A 16,006-nucleotide genomic window follows, 5' to 3' on the forward strand; every position below is an offset into this window, starting at 1 on the left:
CGACGATCCGGTCGCCGTCGGCGAGCAGCAGCGCGACCAGTTCCTGCTGGATGGCGTAGCCGTCGGCCATGCCGAGGTCGGGCTCGGTGTCGGTGAACGGGGGGATCGGGGTGCGGGTGCGTCGGGCTTCGTAGAGCGCGCGGGCCTTGGCTACGGCGTCGATCGTGCGGTCGGTCATGCGGTCAGCTCCTGGGCCAGTGCGACAGCAGGAACGAGGAGTACACCCCGGCCCAGCCCTGCACGACGGCATTTCGGTCCATCTTCGGCCACCGCGCCAGGTAGGGGCGGGCGACCTCCTCGGCGATCACCGAGTTGGCCACGCCGAAGGACAGGTTCTGATGGCCGTGGTAGCAGACCCACGCCTGGGCGGTGTTCCCTGAGCCGACCTCGGCGACCAGGGCCTCGAACCGGGCGCGGGCCTCGTGCATGAGCCCGGGATCTTCTGCTGCTGCATAGCGGGACTGTCACATCCCCGGCGTCGTGCGGGCAGGGAGTGACCCGCTCAGTGGAACGCGGGGAGCCCGGCGGCCGACGGGTGGCCGCGCCGAGGCGGGCGCTACCGGCGGCGGCGCCCGCCGCTCCCCCGCGACGGAGTCGGTGACGGATCCGGCGTGGTCAGGCCGTCCCCTTCTCGGTCACGGGGGCGGGCACCGGGTCCACGGCGTCGGGAAGGGCCGGGACGGCCGTGTCGGCCGGGTCCGCCTTGGCCTCCTTGGCCTCGTCGGCGAACACCTGCTCCAGCGTCTTGCCGGTGACACGCGGGCCGAGGGTCCGGATCACCAGGGCGCCGACGGCGAGCAGGACCGCCATGGCGACGAACACCCCGCCGAAGCCGACGGTGCCGAACGCGAAGCCGATCGCGACGGGTGCGGCCAGCGCGCCGACGTTGCCCGCGGTGGAGACGAGTCCGGCCCCGGTGGCGCGCACCGCCGTCGGGTACACCTCGGAGGAGTAGGGGAAGAAGATCCCCGAGATGCAGGTGATGCAGATCGACAGGGCCATCCCGATGAACAGCAGCGCCACGCTGTCGCGGGGGATCAGGGCGAGCGCGACCGAGGCGACGGTGGCGACGGAGAAGAACGTCACCAGCAGGGTGCGCCGCTCGAAGCGGTCGCTGACCGCGAGGGCGGCCAGGTAGCCGATCGGCTGGGCGACGAACAGCAGGAAGCTGTAGAGCGAGGCGAGCCCGGGGGCGACGCCGATCTCCAGGAACAGCGACGGCATCCAGGTGAAGAAGCCGAAGAAGGCGAACAGGAACACGAACGAGGAGATCCAGGTGGCGGTGGTGACCCGGGCCAGACCGTTGCGCCACACCTCCAGCGGCGAGGTGGACACCTGCGGGGTCGGTGGGACGACCGCGGCGACGGGCACCGCCGGGAGCGGCCGGCCGGTCGCGGCGACGACCCGCTCCTCCAGCCGCGTGACGACGGCGTCGGCCTCGGTGACCCGGCCCCGGCTGAGCAGCCAGCGCGGCGACTCCGGCAGCGAGCGCCGCCACCACAGCAGCACCAGCACCGGCAGGCCGCAGAGGATCGAGGTGATGCGCCAGCCGTTGTCCAGCGGCACCACGAACGAGCCGAGCAGGGCGGCGACGACGTTGCCCAGGGAGAAGAAGAAGGTGACGCCGCTGACGAGGCGGCCGCGGTTGCGTCCGGTGGCGAACTCGGAGATGTAGGGCGAGACGATGGCCGCCTCCGCGCCGGCGCCGAGCCCGGCGACGATGCGGGCGACGATGACGAAGCTCAGCCCGTCGGCGAAGGCGATCGAGACGGACGCGGCGCAGAACAGCAGCAGGGCGTAGAGCATCACGCTCTTGCGCCCGAAGCGGTCGCCGAACAGTCCCGCGAGGACGGCGCCGACGATCATGCCGATCGGGGCGGCGCCGCCGATCAGGCCGATCTCGCCGTTGGACAGGGCGAACTCCGCCTTGAGGTAGGGGAGCATGAACCCGATGATCACGATGTCGAGCGCCTGGAACAGGTGCCCGAGCCCGCCGGCGAGCAGGATGCCGTACTGCGGTCGGGCCATCGGGAGGCGTTCGAGCCGGGCGAGGATCTGCGGATCGGGCCGCGTGGCGGGCGGGGGAGTGGCGTCGGCCATGTCGACCTCCGTTGGTCGAGGGTGGACGTGCGGGACGGACGTGCGTACTGCGGGGTTCGGTCGTCTCAGGTGGTGCCGGCGACGGGGCGGGTCCGCGCCTGGTCGCCGTGCTGCGCGGCATGCTCGCCGGATGCGCGGGCCGGGTGGGTGTCGTCGGTGAGGGATCGGCCCGCGGTCTCCGGCAGCACCTTCGCCAGGACGAGCCCGATGCCGAGGGCGATCGCCGCCAGGTAGAGCGCCGGGGCGAGCGTGCTGCCGGTGCCCGCCGCCAGCGCCGCGGCGACCAGCGGGGCGGTGCCGGCGATCGGGCCCGCGCCGAGGCTGAAGGCCAGCGCGGCGCCGCTCGAGCGGGTGCGGGCCGGGAAGAGCTCGACCAGCACGATCGACGACATGACGTTCAGCCCGGCCTGCGGGACGGCGAACAGGCACATGCCGGCGAACGCCGCCCAGGGCGAACCCGAGCCGACGAGCAGCAGCACCGGCACGGCGAGCACGGCGTGCGCGATCGCCCCGCCCACGTAGACCGGCCGGCGGCCGACCCGGTCCGAGAGCCGGCCGGCGAGCGGGCACAGCACGACGTACACCAGCAGTGCGGCCGAGCTGACGAGCAGCGCGGTCCGGCGGGACCCGTCGACCGACATCGCGTTGGCGAAGTAGGTCGCGAGGTAGTAGAAGCCGACGCCGGTGACGGACGCGCAGGCGAAGGCGATGAGCAGGGTTCGCCTGCCGCTGCGCAGCGCCTCGCGCAGCGGGCTGGTGGCCACGGCGTCCTGCGCCTGCAGCTGCTGGTAGACCGGGGTCTCCTCGAGCCGTAGCCGCAGGTAGAGCCCGGCGAGCCCGAGCGGGGCGGCCAGCAGGAAGGGCAGGCGCCAGCCCCAGGACTGCATCTGCGCCGGGTTCAGCACCGACTCCAGGAGCAGCACGAACACGGTGCCGGCCACGATCGCCAGCCCGCCGGAGGCGGAGATCAACGCGGCCCGTGCGCCGCGCCGGTCGGGTGGGGCGTACTCGGCGAGGAAGGCCGAGGCGCCGGTCCACTCGCCGCCCGCGGACAGGCCCTGCACACAGCGGAGCAGTACGAGGAGCACCGGGGCCCAGAACCCGATGGCGGCGTACGACGGGAGCACGGCGATCAGGGTCGTGGCCACGCTGATGCCGAGGACGGCGGCGGACAGGGCGACCCGGCGGCCGTACCGGTCGCCGACCGATCCGAGCAGCGCGCCGCCGAGCGGGCGGAACACGTATGCGACGCCGAACACCGCCAGTGACGCGAGCAGTGAGACGACGGAGTCGGTGGCGGGGAAGAAGACCCGGCCGAGGGTGACCGCGACCGCGCCGTAGACGGCGAAGTCGAACCATTCGGTGAAGTTCCCGATCAGCGTCGCGGTCACGACCCTGCGAGGCATGGCGGAACTCATGGCGAAACTCCGAAGGTGTGGTGGGCACAGCCCGGTGAGAGGTTCACTTGGAGTAGTCGATGATCCCGCGGATGATCGTGCCGTCACGCAGGTCCTGGTAGCCGTCGTTGATCTCGTCGAGGGTGTAGCGGCGGGTGATCAGCTCGTCGAGCTTGAGCTGCCCGGCGTCGTAGAGGCGCAGCATGCGGACGATGTCGTACTGCGGGTTCGACGAGCCGAACAGCGTGCCCTTGATGGTCTTCTGGTTGAAGACCATGTCCGAACCGGAGACGTGCACGGTGAGGTTGGCGGGGTTGGCCACCCCGGTGACGACGACGGTGCTGCCCTTGCCGATCACGTTGAAGGCGTCCGTGACGACCTGCTCGGTCATCACGCCCACGACGCAGATGGCCTGGTCGGCACCCTCGCCCCAGGTGAGCTCCGTGACCGCCTCGGCGGCCTCCCCGGCGGTGGCGAAGACGTGGGTGGCGCCGAACTCCTGGGCCGCCTCGCGCTTGAAGGAGACGGGGTCGACGCAGATCACGTACTTGGCGCCGGCGTGCGCGGCGCCCTGCACGGCGTTCATGCCGACCCCGCCGAGGCCGTAGATCACCACCGTGTCGCCGGGCCCGACCCCGCCGGCGTTGACCGCGCTGCCCCACCCGGTCGGCACTCCGCAGCCGACGAGGACGGCCTTGTCCAGCGGGAGCCAGTCGTCGACCTTGACGCAGGACAGCTCGGAGACGGTGGCGTACTCGGAGAAGGCGCCGAGCATGCAGAACGCGCCGATGTCGCCGAGCTCCGGGTCGTGCATGCGGAAGGTGCCGTCGGGCATGGAGCCCTCGAGGATGGTGGCGCCCTGGTTGCACAGGTTCTGCCGGCCGGTGGAGCAGTAGCGGCAGATCCCGCAGGAGGGGATGAAGCTGCAGACGACGTGGTCGCCCGGCTTCACCTTGGTCACGCCGGGGCCGACCTGCTCGACGACGCCCGCGGCCTCGTGGCCGCCGACGATCGGGAAGCGGACGACGTTGTCGCCGTCGACCATGTGCAGGTCGGAGTGGCACAGCCCGGCCGCGGACATCCTGAGCAGGACCTCGCCGGCCTGCGGCTCGTCGAGCTCGATCTCGCGGACGTCGAAGGGGGTGTGGTAGCCGGTGAGCACAGCGGCACGCGTCTTCATGGGTGTCTCCTCGTGAAGGGGGGATCGACTTCGATCAGCCGTGGAAGGTCCAGACGGACTTGGTCTCGAGGTAGCCCTCGAGGGCGTCGGGTCCGAGGTCGCGGCCGTAGCCGGACTGCCGGTAGCCGCCGAACGGGGCCGCCGGATCGGTCAGGCCCCAGCCGTTGACGTAGACCGTCCCGGCCCGCAGGGCCCTGGTGGCGCGGTGCGCGATGCTCACGTCCCGCGTCCAGATGCCCGCGGCGAGGCCGTACTCGCTGGCGTCGGCGCGGCGCAGCACCTCGTCGACGTCGTCGAAGGGCAGCACGGTCAGGACCGGGCCGAAGATCTCCTCGGTGGCGCAGGCCATGTCGTCGCGGGCGTCGGAGATGACCGTGGCCGGGTGGAAGAACCCCTCCCCGGGCACCGCCGGGCCCACGTGCACGCTGGCGCCCTGCTCGCGTGCCAGCCGGACGTGGCCCGCGACCTTGCGCTGCTGTGACTCGTTGACCAGCGGACCCAGCTCGGTGGTCTCGTCCAGGCCGTGGCCGGGGCGCAGGTCGTCGGCGATCGCCCGCAGCTTCTCCACGACCCGGTCGTGCACCGAGCGGTGGACGAACAGTCGCGACGGGGCGCTGCAGGTCTGGCCGGAGTGCCAGAAGATGCCGCCGGCCGAGCCCTCGACGGCCGCGTCGAGGTCGGCGTCGGCGAAGATGATGTTCGCGCTCTTCCCGCCGAGCTCCAGCGTCACCCGCTTGACCTGGTCCGCCGCGCGGCGGGCGATCTCCTTGCCCACCGCGGTCGAGCCGGTGAAGGTGATCTTGTCGACGTCCGCGTGGTCGACCAGGGCCTGTCCGGCCTCCTGCCCGCGGCCCGGCACGACGTTGAGCACGCCGGCGGGCAGGCCGGCCTCGACGGCCAGTTCGGCCAGCCAGAGCGCGGAGTGCGGGGTCTCCTCCGAGGGCTTCAGCACGACGGTGCAGCCCGCGGCCAGCGCCGGGGCGATCTTCCAGCCGCACAGCAGCAGCGGGAAGTTCCAGGCGGTGATGGCGCCGACCACGCCGACGGGGTCCTTCTCGGTGGCGATGTGGACGCCCGGGTGCGAGGTCGGCACCGTGGAACCGACGATCTTCGTGGGCCAGCCGGCGAAGTAGTGGAAGCACCGGGCGGCGAAGTCGACGTCGATGCCGCGGGCGGCGCCGCGGACCTTGCCGGCGTCGAGGACCTCGAGCTCGGCGAACTCGTCGGCGCGCTCGAGGACGGCGTCGCCGATGCGGTGCAGGACCTTGCCGCGCTCGAGCGGCGTCATGGCGCGCCACGGGGACGCCGGGTCGAACGCCCGCGTCGCGGCCTGCACGGCGCGGTCGACGTCGGCGGGATCACCGCAGGCGGCGGTACCGATCCGGCGTCCGCTGGCCGGGTCGAGCACGGGAATGGTCCGGCCGCTCAGCGCGGGCAGGGCCTGCCCGTCGACGAACACGTGGGGCGGCAGGTCCAGCCGCGCGGCGACCGAGGGGGAGACGGCGTGCGTCTCGACGCTCAGGGTCATCGGTGACTCCTTCTCGATACTTGATACATTGACACGCTGTGGCGGCCGGCACAACCGCGCGATCGGAAGTGTGCGATGAGCTGCGGAATCAATCCGGGTTCCGATCCTCGACCCCGGCTCGTCGGCGACGCGAGACACCATCGCACCTTGCGGCGATTGTATCAAGTATCTACCGTGAGGAATCGGAAGCGGGAGTTCACCCGGAACCCGCCGATCGAGCATGGAGGCGTCGATGCCCCTGACGAACACCCCGGGCGCTCCGGCTCCGACGCAGACCCGTCCCTTCCGGGAGGGTCTGGTGTCGCTGGAGCCGCCGCGCCTGCTCGGGTCCCGTTGTGGTGCGTGTGCCACGACGACGTTCCCGCCGCGCGCGTTCTGCCCGGCCTGCCGCGCGGTCGAGGGCCTCGAGCAGACCGAGCTCGACACCCGCGGGCGGGTCCACTCGTTCACCGTCGTCCGTCAGGCCCCGCCCGGGGTGGCGGTGCCCTACGTCCTGGCCTGGGTGGATCTGCCGGCCGACCAGGTGAGGGTGATGGCCACCGTGGTGGGTGTCGAGCCCGAGGCCGTCGCACTCGACCAGCCCGTGGAGCTGGAGCTCACCCCGTTCGCCACCGCCGAGGACGGCGCCGAGCTGCTGGGCTTCCGGTTCCGCGCCACCGAGCGGGGGGTGGCCGCGTGAGTCCCGCACCCGCCCATGTCGCGGGGGCCGGGATGGTCCGCTTCGGCAAGTACCCGGTCGACGTCACCCTTGAGCGGATGGCGGTCGGGGCGGCGCGCGCCGCCCTGGCCGACGCGGGTGCCGACCTCGCCCAGGTGGACGGCCTCTACGTCGGGCACGTGTTCGGCGGCCCGGTCGCGGGCCAACGGATCGCCGCCCGGCTCGGGCTGGACGGGAAGCCCGTGTCCAACCACGAGAACTACTGCGCCAGCGGCGCCACCGCGGTCCGGGAGGCCTGGGTCGCCCTGGCCGCGGGGCTGCACGACGTCGTGCTGGTGATCGGGGTGGAGAAGATGACCGACCGGATCTCCGGCGGCGTCCGCCCCGACCCGGGTGATCTCGACGCCGCGGTCGGCTACGTCATGGCCGCGGGTCACGCGATGAGCGCCCGCCGCTACATGGCCGACCACGGCGCCACACGGGAGCAGATCGCCGCGGTGGCGGTGAAGAACCACGCCCACTCGGTGCACAACCCGTTCGCGCAGTACCGGACGCCGATCTCCCTGGAGCAGGTCCTCGGGGCCCGGCAGATCGCCGAGCCGCTCGGGCTGCTGGACTGCAGCCCGATCTCCGACGGCGCCGCGGCGGTGCTGCTGTGCAGCCCCGCGGGGCTGCGCCGGCTGGGGCTCTCCGGCCCGGTTCCGCGCGTGCTGGGCGTGGGCCTGGTCAGCGGGGCCGTGCAGACCGGGCTCGGTGATCTCAACGCCGAGGACGTCTCGCGCCGCGCCGGCGAGGAGGCCTGGAAGCTGTCCGGGGTCGGCCCCGACGAGATCGACCTGGTCGAGATGCACGACTGCTTCACCATCGCCGAGATCGTGCGGATGGAGGGTCTCGGCCTGGTCCCGCACGGCCAGGGCGCGGCGTGGGCAGCCGACGGGCACACCGCGCTCGGCGGGCGGCTGCCGGTCAACCCCTCCGGAGGCCTGCTCTCGCGCGGCCACCCGGTCGGCGCCACCGGAGCCGCGCAGGTGTGCGAGCTGACCTGGCAGCTGCGGGGCACCGCCGGCGGGCGGCAGGTCGACGGCGCCCACACAGCCCTCGCCTACTGCAAGGGCGGCACGGTCAACGGCACGGACGGCGGGTCGGTCACCACCGTGGTGATGACGCGATGACGGCCTCGACTCCGACCCGTGCGGTGCACGTCGTGGGCGGCGGCGAGCTCAGCCCGACGGTCGACCGGGCTCTCACGACGGTCGCGGCGTCGGCTTCGTCGGCCTGCGTCGTCGCGCGGGTGCCCGGTCGCACCCCGCTGACCGAGCTGACCGACGCCCGGCTCGCCGAGGAGGTCGGGGGCGCGCTCGAGGCGGTGCTGGCCTCGGTCCAGGGCGAGCTCGCCCACCTCCGACCGGGTGGCCGCCTGGTGTTCGTGCTCCCGGCCGAGCCCCTGATGGCGGTCCCCGGCGGCGCCGCGGCCTCCGCGGTGACCAACGGTGTGCTGTCCATGGCCCGCACGCTGTCCATCGAGCTCGCCCGCGACGCGGTCGCCGTCAACGTCCTGGCCGTCGCGGCCGAGGACGCGAACGCCATCGACCCCGCTGGGCCGCTGGCCGCGCAGCTGGCGGCCCTGCTCGGCCCGGGCGGCGAGCGGATCACCGGGCAGGAGATCTACCTGACCGGGGGATCGGACCTCGGGAGGCTGCGCCCATGACCGCCACGACCTCGACCGGCAGGATCGCCCTGGTCACCGGGGGTGCCGGCGGCATCGGCCGCGGCATCTGCAGCGCGCTCGCGGCCCGCGGCGCCACCGTGGTGATCGCGGACCTCGACCCGGCCGCGACGGCCACGACCGCCGCCACGCTCACCGCCGAGCAGGCGAGCGAGGTGCACCCGCTGGTCCTCGACGTCACCGACCCCGGTTCCCGCAGTGCGGCGATCGACTTCTGTACCGGTCTCGGCGGGGTGGACGTGCTCGTCAACTGCGCCGGTGTGCTGCGCGACGCGCGCGTCGGCAGGCTCGACGCCGCCCTGTTCCGGCGCCTGCTGGAGATCAACCTGCTCGGTCCGCTGGCCCTGACCCGCCTCGCCGCGCCCGCCATGGCCGCGCGGGGCGGCGGAGCGGTCGTGAACCTCGCCTCCCGCGCCTGGCTCGGGACGTTCGGGTCCACGGCCTACTCCACGGCCAAGGGCGGGCTGGTCGGCTCGACCCGGTCGTTGGCCCTCGAGCTCGGCCCTTCCGGGATCACCGTCAACGCCGTCGCCCCCGGGTTCGTCGAGACCCCGATGACCGACGGGCTCCCCCCGGACGTCCGTCGCCGCACCCTCGACGCCATTCCCGTCGGTCGTGGCGGCCGTCCCGACGACGTCGCCGGCGCCGTCGCCTACCTCGCCGAGGCCCCGTACGTCACCGGACAGGTCCTCGTCGTGTGCGGCGGACGCAGCATCGGCGACCCCTACGCCGCATGAGGAGACCGACCATGCACCACTCAGCGCACCGGTCGACCGACGGGCCCCTGGCCGGGATCAAGGTCGTCGAGTTCGCCGGGCTCGGCCCCGGACCGTTCGCGGCGATGCTGCTCGCCGACGCCGGCGCCGACGTCATCCGCGTCGACCGGCCCGCCGGGCCGGTCGACGGCGGGGCGCTCACCCGCGGCCGCCCCTGGATCGGACTCGACCTCAAGACCCCGGAGGGTCTGGACGCCGCCCGCGAGCTGGTCCGCCGCGCCGACGTGCTGATCGAGGGCTTCCGGCCGGGGGTCATGGAACGCCTCGGGCTCGGCCCCGACGACTGCCGGGCGGACAACCCCGGGCTGGTCTACGGCCGCATGACCGGCTGGGGGCAGGACGGGCCGCGCGCCCGCGAAGCCGGTCACGACATCAACTACCTGGCGCTGACCGGGGCGCTGCGCTCGATCGCCCGCCGCGGGCAGGCCCCGGTCCCGCCGCTGAACCTGGTCGGCGACTACGGCGGCGGCGGGATGATGCTCGCCTTCGGCATCGTCACCGCCCTGCTCGAACGGCATCGCAGCGGCCGCGGGCAGGCCGTCGACGCGGCCATGGTCGACGGGGTCAGCCTGCTCATGACCGGCATCTGGAGCCGCGCCGCGCAGGGCCGCTGGTCGGGCGAGCCGGGCACCAACGACATCGACACCGGCGCCCCGTTCTACGACGTCTACGCCACCGCCGACGGCGGGTACATGGCGGTCGGCAGCATCGAGCCGCAGTTCTGGGCACGGCTGCTGGGCGGCCTCGACCTCGACCCGACCACCCTGCCCGGCCAGTGGGACCGCGACCGGTGGCCGGAGACGAAGCAGGCCCTCGCCGCCGCGTTCGCCACCCGTACCCGTGCGGAGTGGACCGCGGTCTTCGCCGACCTCGACGCGTGCGTGACCCCCGTGCTGTCCCTGGCCGAGGCCCCCGCCGACGCCCATCTCCGCAGCCGTCGGACCCTGGAGCAGCGGCCGGACGGACCGCAGCCTGCCGCGGCGCCCCGGCTCGACCGCACTCCGCTGCAGGCCAGGGAGGCCGGGACGGTGGACGAGGCCCTGCAGCGCTGGGGTGTGCCGGTCACGGCGGGTGCGCGATGACCGCGGCGGAGGCCGGCCCGCTCCACGGGGTGATAGTTTATCCAGGACTGAACGGGCGATCGGGGGGAGCGGGCGTGGCCGGCCGTACACGCGCTGCCGCGCGTCCCCGCGTGCAGCGCCGCGCGATGAGCGTCGAGGTGGCCGAGCACATCCGCTCCATGATCTTCGACGGGCGGCTGAAGGCCGAGCAGCGCGTCCCGCAGGACGCCATCGCCGAGGAGCTCGGCGTGAGCCGGTTGCCGGTGCGCGAGGCGCTGATCACCCTCGAGGCGGACGGTCTGGTCGCCTCCGAGCCGCACCGCGGCACCTTCGTCGTCCCGATCCGCGCCGAGGACATCACCGACCACTACCGCCTCTACGGCATGGCCCAGGGACTCGCCGCCGCGGGCGCGGTCCGGCGGATCACCGAACCCGTGCTGGCCAGGCTCGAGGAGCTGCACGCGCAGATGTGCGCCAGCGACGACCCGGACCTGCTGCACGACCTGAACTGGGAGTTCCACTCCCTGATCAACAAGACCGGGGCGAGCCGCCGGACCCTGTCGGTGCTGCGGCACCTGTCGCACAACCTGCCGCGCGAGGTCTACAGCCTGCCGGCCGCCGCGAGCCCGCAGGCCAACCGCGGGCACGCCCGCATCATCGCCGCGCTGCGTGCCGGAAACGAGGCCGAGGCCGATCTGGCCAACCGCGAGCACGTCCAGCAGGAGGGCGACCAGGTCGTCGCCGCGCTCAAGCGCGACGGCATCCTGACCGACTGAGGTCACCTTCTCGGTGTCGCCGTCGCTCCGGCGTAGCTTGTATCAAAGATCCGAATCAACGGAGGTTCGGGACATGAGCATTCCCGTCGCGGTGGTCGGCGTCGGTACCACCGACTTCGGTGCCCTCGGACGGACGGCCGACGACCTGGCCGGCGAGGCCCTGCGCAGGGCGGCGGACGACGCCGGCCTGGCCGTCGCCGACGTCGACGGGCTGCTGACCCACCGGGTCGACAGCTACGAAGGCCTCGCCGCCGAGCACGGCCTCGACCCGCGCTGGACCGTCGCGCTGCCCCCGGAGGGCCGCATGACCGGTCCGGCGATCCAGACGGCCGCGGCTGCGCTGCGCGAGGGCCTGTGCCACACGGTCGCGCTGGTCTACGGCAACGACGGCCGCACCCGCGGTGCCACCTACGGTGCCGGCAACTCCGGCTCCACCGCGGCCGGCGAAGGCTACGGCACCACCCCGGCGCTGACCGCGCCCTACGGGATGACCTCGCCGGGCGCGTACTCGGCGCTGATGCTGCAGCGCCACCGCCACCTCTACGGCACCACCGAGGAGCAGCTCGGCACGGTCGCCACCACGTTCCGCGCGCACGCCGCGCTCAACCCGCAGGCCCTGCGCCGCGACCCGCTGACGCTCGACGACTACGTGGCCTCCCGCTACGTCGTCGCCCCCCTCCACCTGTTCGACTACTGCCAGATCAACGACGGCGGCGTGGCCCTCGTGCTCACCACCCTGGACCGGGCCCGGGACCTGCCCCGGACGCCGGTGCACGTCCTCGGCGCCGCCCAACGCGCCCGGCTGACCGGGTCCGACCTCCCACCCGAGGACTTCTGGGCCGACGCCCTGGCCGAGGTCGGCGAGGCGGTGCTGCGGTCCGGTGGGCGCAGCCTCGACGACGTCGACTCGCTCATGGCCTACGACAACTTCAGCCCGAACGTGCTGTTCACCCTGGAAGGCCTCGGCTGGTGCAGGCCCGGCGAGTCGGGGGAGTGGATCGCCGACGGACGGATCGCCCTGGGCGGCGACCTGCCCTGCAACACCTCCGGTGGCCAGCTGTCCGAGGGCTACCTGCAGGGCTGGGGCCTGATCGTGGAGGCCGTGCGCCAGCTCCGCGGCGAGTGCGGGCCGCGCCAGGTCCCCGGAGCCCGCACCGTCCAGTACGCCTGCGCCGCCCCGATCGTGTCCTCGGTGCTGTTCGGGACGGAGGCCTGATGGACGTCCGCCCTCACGTCGACGGCCTGCGCGCGGGCGAGCTACGCGTGTCCCGCTGCGGGGCCTGCGGCCTCCCGGCCTTCCCACCCCCGCGGGTCTGCCCGCGCTGCGGGCGGCGCGACGCCGCCGAATGGTTCACCGCCTCCGGCCGCGGCACCGTCTGGAGCGCCGCGGTGTTCCACCGGAACTACCTGCCCGAGCACCCGGCGCCCTACCCGGTCGCCGTGGTCGAGCTCGCCGAAGGACCCCGACTCGTCACCACCCTCACCGGCCTGCCCACGGCCGATCTCGCGGACGTCCCGATCGGGCAGGCTGTGACCGCGGAGATCGACGCGCACCACGAACCGCCGCGCGTGGTGTTCCGTCCCGACCCCGAAGGAGCAGCGCGATGAGCGCCCCGACCGGCACCCCACCTCACGACGCGTCCGACCCCGGGCCGGCGGCCCTCACCGTCCCCGCGGTCCTCGACGATCTCGCCGCCCGTCGCCCCGGGGCGGAAGCAGTCGTCGGACCCGAGGGGCGGGTCACCTACGCCGAGCTCGCCGACCGCACCCGCCGCCTCGCCGCGTTCCTCGCCGACGCCGGCCTGCGCCGTGGCGACCGGATCGGGGTGCTGCTGCCCAACGGCGTCCGCTGGATCACCGCCGCGCTCGCCGCGCACCGCGCCGGGCTCACCGTCGTGCCGGTCAACACCTGGTACCGCGCTCCCGAGCTGGACCACGTCCTGCGCAGCTCGGGGGTCCGCCTGGTGGTCACGGACGCCGCGATCTTCGGCCGGGACACCCTCGCCGAGCTCGCCGCAGCCGGGTTCGGGCGGTCCTTCGACGCCGAGCAGCCCTCGCCGTCCGACGGCTACCTCGGCTCGGTGGTGTGGCCGGCCGACGTCGAGCTGCCCGGCCGGGCGGAGCCTCGGCCGCTCGACCCGCCCGCCCCCTCCGACCTCGCCCTGCTGCTGTTCACCAGCGGCAGCACCGCCCGACCGAAGCCCGTGCCGCTCGAGCACGGCAAGCTCCTGCGCAACGGCTACGAGATCGGCCGCCGCCAGCACCTCGTCCCCGGCGACCGGCTCTGGATCGCGGCCCCGTTCTTCTTCGGCTACGGCTGCTCCAACGCCCTGCCCGTCGCGCTCACCCACGGCGCCACGCTGTGCCTGGAGGAGCGCGTCGACGGCGACCGCTCGCTGGAGTTCATCGCCCGCGAGCGCTGCACCGTCTACTACGGACTCGCCCCCACCACCCGCAACCTCCTCGCGGCCCCCTCGTTCGGCCGCCACGACATCTCCTCGCTGCGCACCGGCACCACCGGCTTCACCGTCGAGGACAAGCGCCTGGTCGCCGAGGAGCTCGGGGTCGGCGGGATCTGCAGCATGTACGGGCTCACCGAGGGCTACGGCCACTCCACCGTCTCGGACGCCCACGACCCCCTCGAGGTGCGCCTGCACACCTCCGGCACCGTCGTGCCCACCCAGGAGATCCGTATTGCCGACCCCGACGGCAGCCCCCTCGGCACCGGACAGACCGGCGAGATCGAGCTGCGCGGCTGCGTGATCGACGCCTACCTCGGCGGGGCCGAGCTCAACGAGGGCGTGTTCCGGCCCGGCGGCTGGTTCCGTACCGGCGACCTCGGCTTCCTCGACGACGCCCAGCGGCTGCACGTCGTCGGTCGCAGCAAGGAGATGCTCAAGGTCAAGGGCATCAACATCGCCCCGCTCGAGGTCGAGGAACTCCTCTGCAGCCACCCCGACGTGGACCAGGCGTACGCGGTCGGCCTGCCCTCGGCCGACGGCGACGAGACCATGGTCGCCGCCGTCGTCGCCCGCCTCGGACACGGTTCCGGACCGGATCTTCCCGCCGCACTCACCGCCCACGTCAAGGCGCGGGCGGCCGGCTACAAGGTCCCGAGCCGGATCGAGGTCCTCACCCAGGACCAGCTGCCCCTCACCGACACCGGCAAGGTCAGCAAACGGGCGCTGCGCGACGTCCTCGCCGGGGGTGCGGCATGAGCATGCGCACCCTCGCCGCCGGCATCGGCTTCACCGAAGGGCCGGTGTGGACCGCCGACCACCGGCTGCTCGTGGTCGCCATGTCCCGCGGCCTCGTCGTCGAGATCGACCTCGACGGCGGCGTCCTCGGCACGGTCGAGGTCGGCGGCGGACCCAACGGCCTGGCCGAAGGCCCGGACGGCGCGATCTGGGTCGCCCAGAACGGCGCCGCGCTGCGTCCCAGCCGGTCCACCCGCCCCGCTCCGGCCGGACTGCAACGCCTCGACGCCGGCCGGGTCGTCGACGTCCCCGTGCCGGGGGCGCTGGCGCCGAACGACCTCGCCACCGGGCCGGACGGGCGCATCTGGTTCACCGACCCCGGCCTGCCCGGCAGTACCGGCCATGGTCGGCTCTGCGCCCACGACCCCGTCACCGGGACGACCTCGGTACTCCTCGACGGCCTCGCCTTCCCCAACGGGCTGGCTCTCGGACCGGAGGGGGATGTCCTGCACCTCGCGCACACGGACGACGGCGTCGTCACCCGCCAGCGGTGGACCGGCGAGCGACTCGTGCCCGCGGGGACCCCCGCCGTGCTCCCGGCGGGTGGCCCGGACGGGCTCGCTCTCGACGCCGACGGGCGCCTCTACGCCGCCGCCCCGGACGCCGACGCGGTCTTCGTCTTCGAGCCCGACGGCCGGCCCGCGGGGGACATCCGCTTCCCGGAGCCGACCTTTCCGACCAACCTGTGCTTCGCCGGCCCCGGGCTCGACGCCCTCGTCGTCACCGGCGCCAAGGGCGGCCGGGTCGTGCTCGTCGAGCTGCCCCGCCGCACCCGCGGCCTGTCCCTGCATGCGGGAGCAGCATGAGGGGAGCATCGTCGGCCGACCTGGCGGAGCTGCTCGGCGAGCTGCGCCGGCTCGCGGCAGCCCGTCCCGTCGGGTCGCGGCTGCCGGCGGAACGTGACCTGGCCGTCCGGCTCGGGGTCGGGCGGGCGGTCCTCCGCCGCGCCCTGCGCGAGCTGGCGGACTCGGGGGCGATCCGGACCCGCGCCCAGTCCGGCAGCTACGTGTGCTGACCGAGCGGCGGACGAACCGGCGCACACGTCCTCCCGCCGTCGGCGGCGCGGACGACGCCGGAGCCCGTGGCGTGTTGCCCCCGTCCCACAAGGTCGCCGCTGGTCAGCGCTCTGTGCGCAGGGTGCCCGGCAGCGCAATCCGCCGATCGTCACCCGTAACGCGCGGGCAACACCCGGCGGGTTCGGTAGACCTCACCGCACGGTGACAGGAGGGCTTTGATGATCGTCCCCGATCCGACCGAGACGAGCGCGTGGCGGCGGGCCTACGGCACCTTCCCCGGCGGGGTGACCACGGTCTGCGCGCTGCGGGACGGCGCCCCGGTGGGTATCGCCGCCAGCTCGGTCAAGGCCTTCGTCTCGCTCGGGGCCGGCGCGAGCGCGACGCCGGAGGAGATCGCCGCCTTCACGAAGGAGCGCATGACGGCCTACAAGTACCCGCGGCAGGTGGAGGTCCTCGACGAGATCCCGAAGACCGTCAGCGGGAAGGTCCTGCGGCGGGAGCTCAGGAAGCGGTCCTGACCGCCGGTCCCGT

16 protein-coding genes and 1 pseudogene are annotated in these 16,006 nt (G+C 73.7%); 12 read left to right on the forward strand and 5 right to left on the reverse strand.

Translation table 11 applies throughout. The features are described from left to right. Positions 1 to 203: 203 nt before the first annotated feature. The 5 genes and pseudogenes from ABD990_RS29410 to ABD990_RS29430 all read right to left on the reverse strand — a co-directional run. Positions 204 to 431: pseudogene (locus ABD990_RS29410) on the reverse strand (4-hydroxy-2-oxovalerate aldolase); the annotation flags it as partial. Positions 432 to 615: 184 nt separating this feature from the next. Further along, positions 616 to 2,100, reverse strand: coding sequence for an MFS transporter (locus tag ABD990_RS29415; protein WP_345384037.1), 1,485 nt, complete (start codon positions 2,098 to 2,100; stop codon positions 616 to 618). Between the two features lie 65 nt (positions 2,101 to 2,165). Beyond that, a complete protein-coding gene (locus ABD990_RS29420; RefSeq protein WP_345384038.1) occupies positions 2,166 to 3,506 on the reverse strand; it encodes an MFS transporter in 1,341 nt (446 codons plus the stop codon). A 55-nt stretch (positions 3,507 to 3,561) separates the two neighbouring features. Next, positions 3,562 to 4,677 carry an NDMA-dependent alcohol dehydrogenase gene (locus tag ABD990_RS29425; RefSeq protein ID WP_345384039.1) on the reverse strand — a complete coding sequence of 372 codons (1,116 nt, stop codon included), beginning with the start codon at positions 4,675 to 4,677 and terminating at the stop codon, positions 3,562 to 3,564. 34 nt (positions 4,678 to 4,711) lie between these two features. After that, the gene (locus ABD990_RS29430; protein ID WP_345384040.1) at positions 4,712 to 6,205 is read right to left on the reverse strand and encodes an aldehyde dehydrogenase family protein; all 1,494 of its coding nucleotides are present in this window, start codon (positions 6,203 to 6,205) and stop codon (positions 4,712 to 4,714) included. 232 nt (positions 6,206 to 6,437) lie between these two features. Between ABD990_RS29430 and ABD990_RS29435 the strand changes: the two genes are divergently transcribed. The 12 genes from ABD990_RS29435 (at position 6,438) to ABD990_RS29490 (ending at position 15,993) form a co-directional block, all read left to right on the forward strand. Next, positions 6,438 to 6,884, forward strand: a complete 447-nt coding sequence (locus tag ABD990_RS29435; RefSeq protein WP_345384041.1) for a Zn-ribbon domain-containing OB-fold protein — start codon at positions 6,438 to 6,440, stop codon at positions 6,882 to 6,884. Beyond that, on the forward strand, positions 6,881 to 8,035 hold the full coding sequence (locus ABD990_RS29440; RefSeq protein ID WP_345384042.1) for a thiolase family protein: 1,155 nt from the start codon (positions 6,881 to 6,883) through the stop codon (positions 8,033 to 8,035). Before ABD990_RS29435 ends, ABD990_RS29440 begins: the two co-directional genes overlap by 4 nt. Then, positions 8,032 to 8,571 (forward strand): hypothetical protein, encoded by a 540-nt coding sequence (locus ABD990_RS29445; RefSeq protein ID WP_345384043.1) that lies wholly within the window; start codon positions 8,032 to 8,034, stop codon positions 8,569 to 8,571. The genes ABD990_RS29440 and ABD990_RS29445 overlap by 4 nt, the downstream gene beginning before the upstream one ends. Then, a complete protein-coding gene (locus ABD990_RS29450) occupies positions 8,568 to 9,326 on the forward strand; it encodes an SDR family NAD(P)-dependent oxidoreductase (RefSeq protein WP_345384044.1) in 759 nt (252 codons plus the stop codon). Before ABD990_RS29445 ends, ABD990_RS29450 begins: the two co-directional genes overlap by 4 nt. Positions 9,327 to 9,337: 11 nt before the next feature. Then, on the forward strand, positions 9,338 to 10,447 hold the full coding sequence (locus ABD990_RS29455) for a CaiB/BaiF CoA transferase family protein (RefSeq protein WP_345384045.1): 1,110 nt from the start codon (positions 9,338 to 9,340) through the stop codon (positions 10,445 to 10,447). 125 nt (positions 10,448 to 10,572) lie between these two features. After that, the gene (locus ABD990_RS29460) at positions 10,573 to 11,202 is read left to right on the forward strand and encodes a GntR family transcriptional regulator (protein WP_345384046.1); all 630 of its coding nucleotides are present in this window, start codon (positions 10,573 to 10,575) and stop codon (positions 11,200 to 11,202) included. 73 nt (positions 11,203 to 11,275) lie between these two features. Continuing rightward, positions 11,276 to 12,418 carry a thiolase family protein gene (locus tag ABD990_RS29465; protein ID WP_345384047.1) on the forward strand — a complete coding sequence of 381 codons (1,143 nt, stop codon included), beginning with the start codon at positions 11,276 to 11,278 and terminating at the stop codon, positions 12,416 to 12,418. Further along, entirely contained in the window at positions 12,418 to 12,810 is a 393-nt protein-coding gene (locus tag ABD990_RS29470; RefSeq protein WP_345384048.1) for a Zn-ribbon domain-containing OB-fold protein, read from the forward strand. The genes ABD990_RS29465 and ABD990_RS29470 overlap by 1 nt, the downstream gene beginning before the upstream one ends. Then, the gene (locus ABD990_RS29475; protein ID WP_345384049.1) at positions 12,807 to 14,420 is read left to right on the forward strand and encodes an AMP-binding protein; all 1,614 of its coding nucleotides are present in this window, start codon (positions 12,807 to 12,809) and stop codon (positions 14,418 to 14,420) included. The genes ABD990_RS29470 and ABD990_RS29475 overlap by 4 nt, the downstream gene beginning before the upstream one ends. Then, positions 14,417 to 15,265 (forward strand): SMP-30/gluconolactonase/LRE family protein, encoded by an 849-nt coding sequence (locus ABD990_RS29480; protein WP_345384050.1) that lies wholly within the window; start codon positions 14,417 to 14,419, stop codon positions 15,263 to 15,265. The genes ABD990_RS29475 and ABD990_RS29480 overlap by 4 nt, the downstream gene beginning before the upstream one ends. Next, the gene (locus tag ABD990_RS29485; RefSeq protein ID WP_345384051.1) at positions 15,262 to 15,474 is read left to right on the forward strand and encodes a GntR family transcriptional regulator; all 213 of its coding nucleotides are present in this window, start codon (positions 15,262 to 15,264) and stop codon (positions 15,472 to 15,474) included. Before ABD990_RS29480 ends, ABD990_RS29485 begins: the two co-directional genes overlap by 4 nt. A gap of 219 nt (positions 15,475 to 15,693) precedes the next feature. After that, complete coding sequence (locus tag ABD990_RS29490; protein WP_425569687.1) at positions 15,694 to 15,993, forward strand: AMP-binding enzyme; 300 nt, start codon at positions 15,694 to 15,696, stop codon at positions 15,991 to 15,993. Positions 15,994 to 16,006: the final 13 nt, after the last annotated feature.

It is taken from the genome of Pseudonocardia yuanmonensis, from assembly GCF_039542425.1.
Lineage (GTDB): Bacteria > Actinomycetota > Actinomycetes > Mycobacteriales > Pseudonocardiaceae > Pseudonocardia > Pseudonocardia yuanmonensis.

Coding starts and splice junctions, on each gene's coding strand:
- ABD990_RS29460 (WP_345384046.1), top strand. CDS start 10,573: ATGAGCGTCGAGGTGGCCGAGCACATCCGCTCCATGATCTTCGACGGG.
- ABD990_RS29425 (WP_345384039.1), bottom strand. CDS start 4,677: ATGAAGACGCGTGCCGCTGTGCTCACCGGCTACCACACCCCCTTCGAC.
- ABD990_RS29480 (WP_345384050.1), top strand. CDS start 14,417: ATGAGCATGCGCACCCTCGCCGCCGGCATCGGCTTCACCGAAGGGCCG.
- ABD990_RS29470 (WP_345384048.1), top strand. CDS start 12,418: ATGGACGTCCGCCCTCACGTCGACGGCCTGCGCGCGGGCGAGCTACGC.
- ABD990_RS29465 (WP_345384047.1), top strand. CDS start 11,276: ATGAGCATTCCCGTCGCGGTGGTCGGCGTCGGTACCACCGACTTCGGT.
- ABD990_RS29445 (WP_345384043.1), top strand. CDS start 8,032: ATGACGGCCTCGACTCCGACCCGTGCGGTGCACGTCGTGGGCGGCGGC.
- ABD990_RS29485 (WP_345384051.1), top strand. CDS start 15,262: ATGAGGGGAGCATCGTCGGCCGACCTGGCGGAGCTGCTCGGCGAGCTG.
- ABD990_RS29420 (WP_345384038.1), bottom strand. CDS start 3,506: ATGCCTCGCAGGGTCGTGACCGCGACGCTGATCGGGAACTTCACCGAA.
- ABD990_RS29490 (WP_425569687.1), top strand. CDS start 15,694: ATGATCGTCCCCGATCCGACCGAGACGAGCGCGTGGCGGCGGGCCTAC.
- ABD990_RS29415 (WP_345384037.1), bottom strand. CDS start 2,100: ATGGCCGACGCCACTCCCCCGCCCGCCACGCGGCCCGATCCGCAGATC.
- ABD990_RS29450 (WP_345384044.1), top strand. CDS start 8,568: ATGACCGCCACGACCTCGACCGGCAGGATCGCCCTGGTCACCGGGGGT.
- ABD990_RS29475 (WP_345384049.1), top strand. CDS start 12,807: ATGAGCGCCCCGACCGGCACCCCACCTCACGACGCGTCCGACCCCGGG.
- ABD990_RS29455 (WP_345384045.1), top strand. CDS start 9,338: ATGCACCACTCAGCGCACCGGTCGACCGACGGGCCCCTGGCCGGGATC.
- ABD990_RS29435 (WP_345384041.1), top strand. CDS start 6,438: ATGCCCCTGACGAACACCCCGGGCGCTCCGGCTCCGACGCAGACCCGT.
- ABD990_RS29430 (WP_345384040.1), bottom strand. CDS start 6,205: ATGACCCTGAGCGTCGAGACGCACGCCGTCTCCCCCTCGGTCGCCGCG.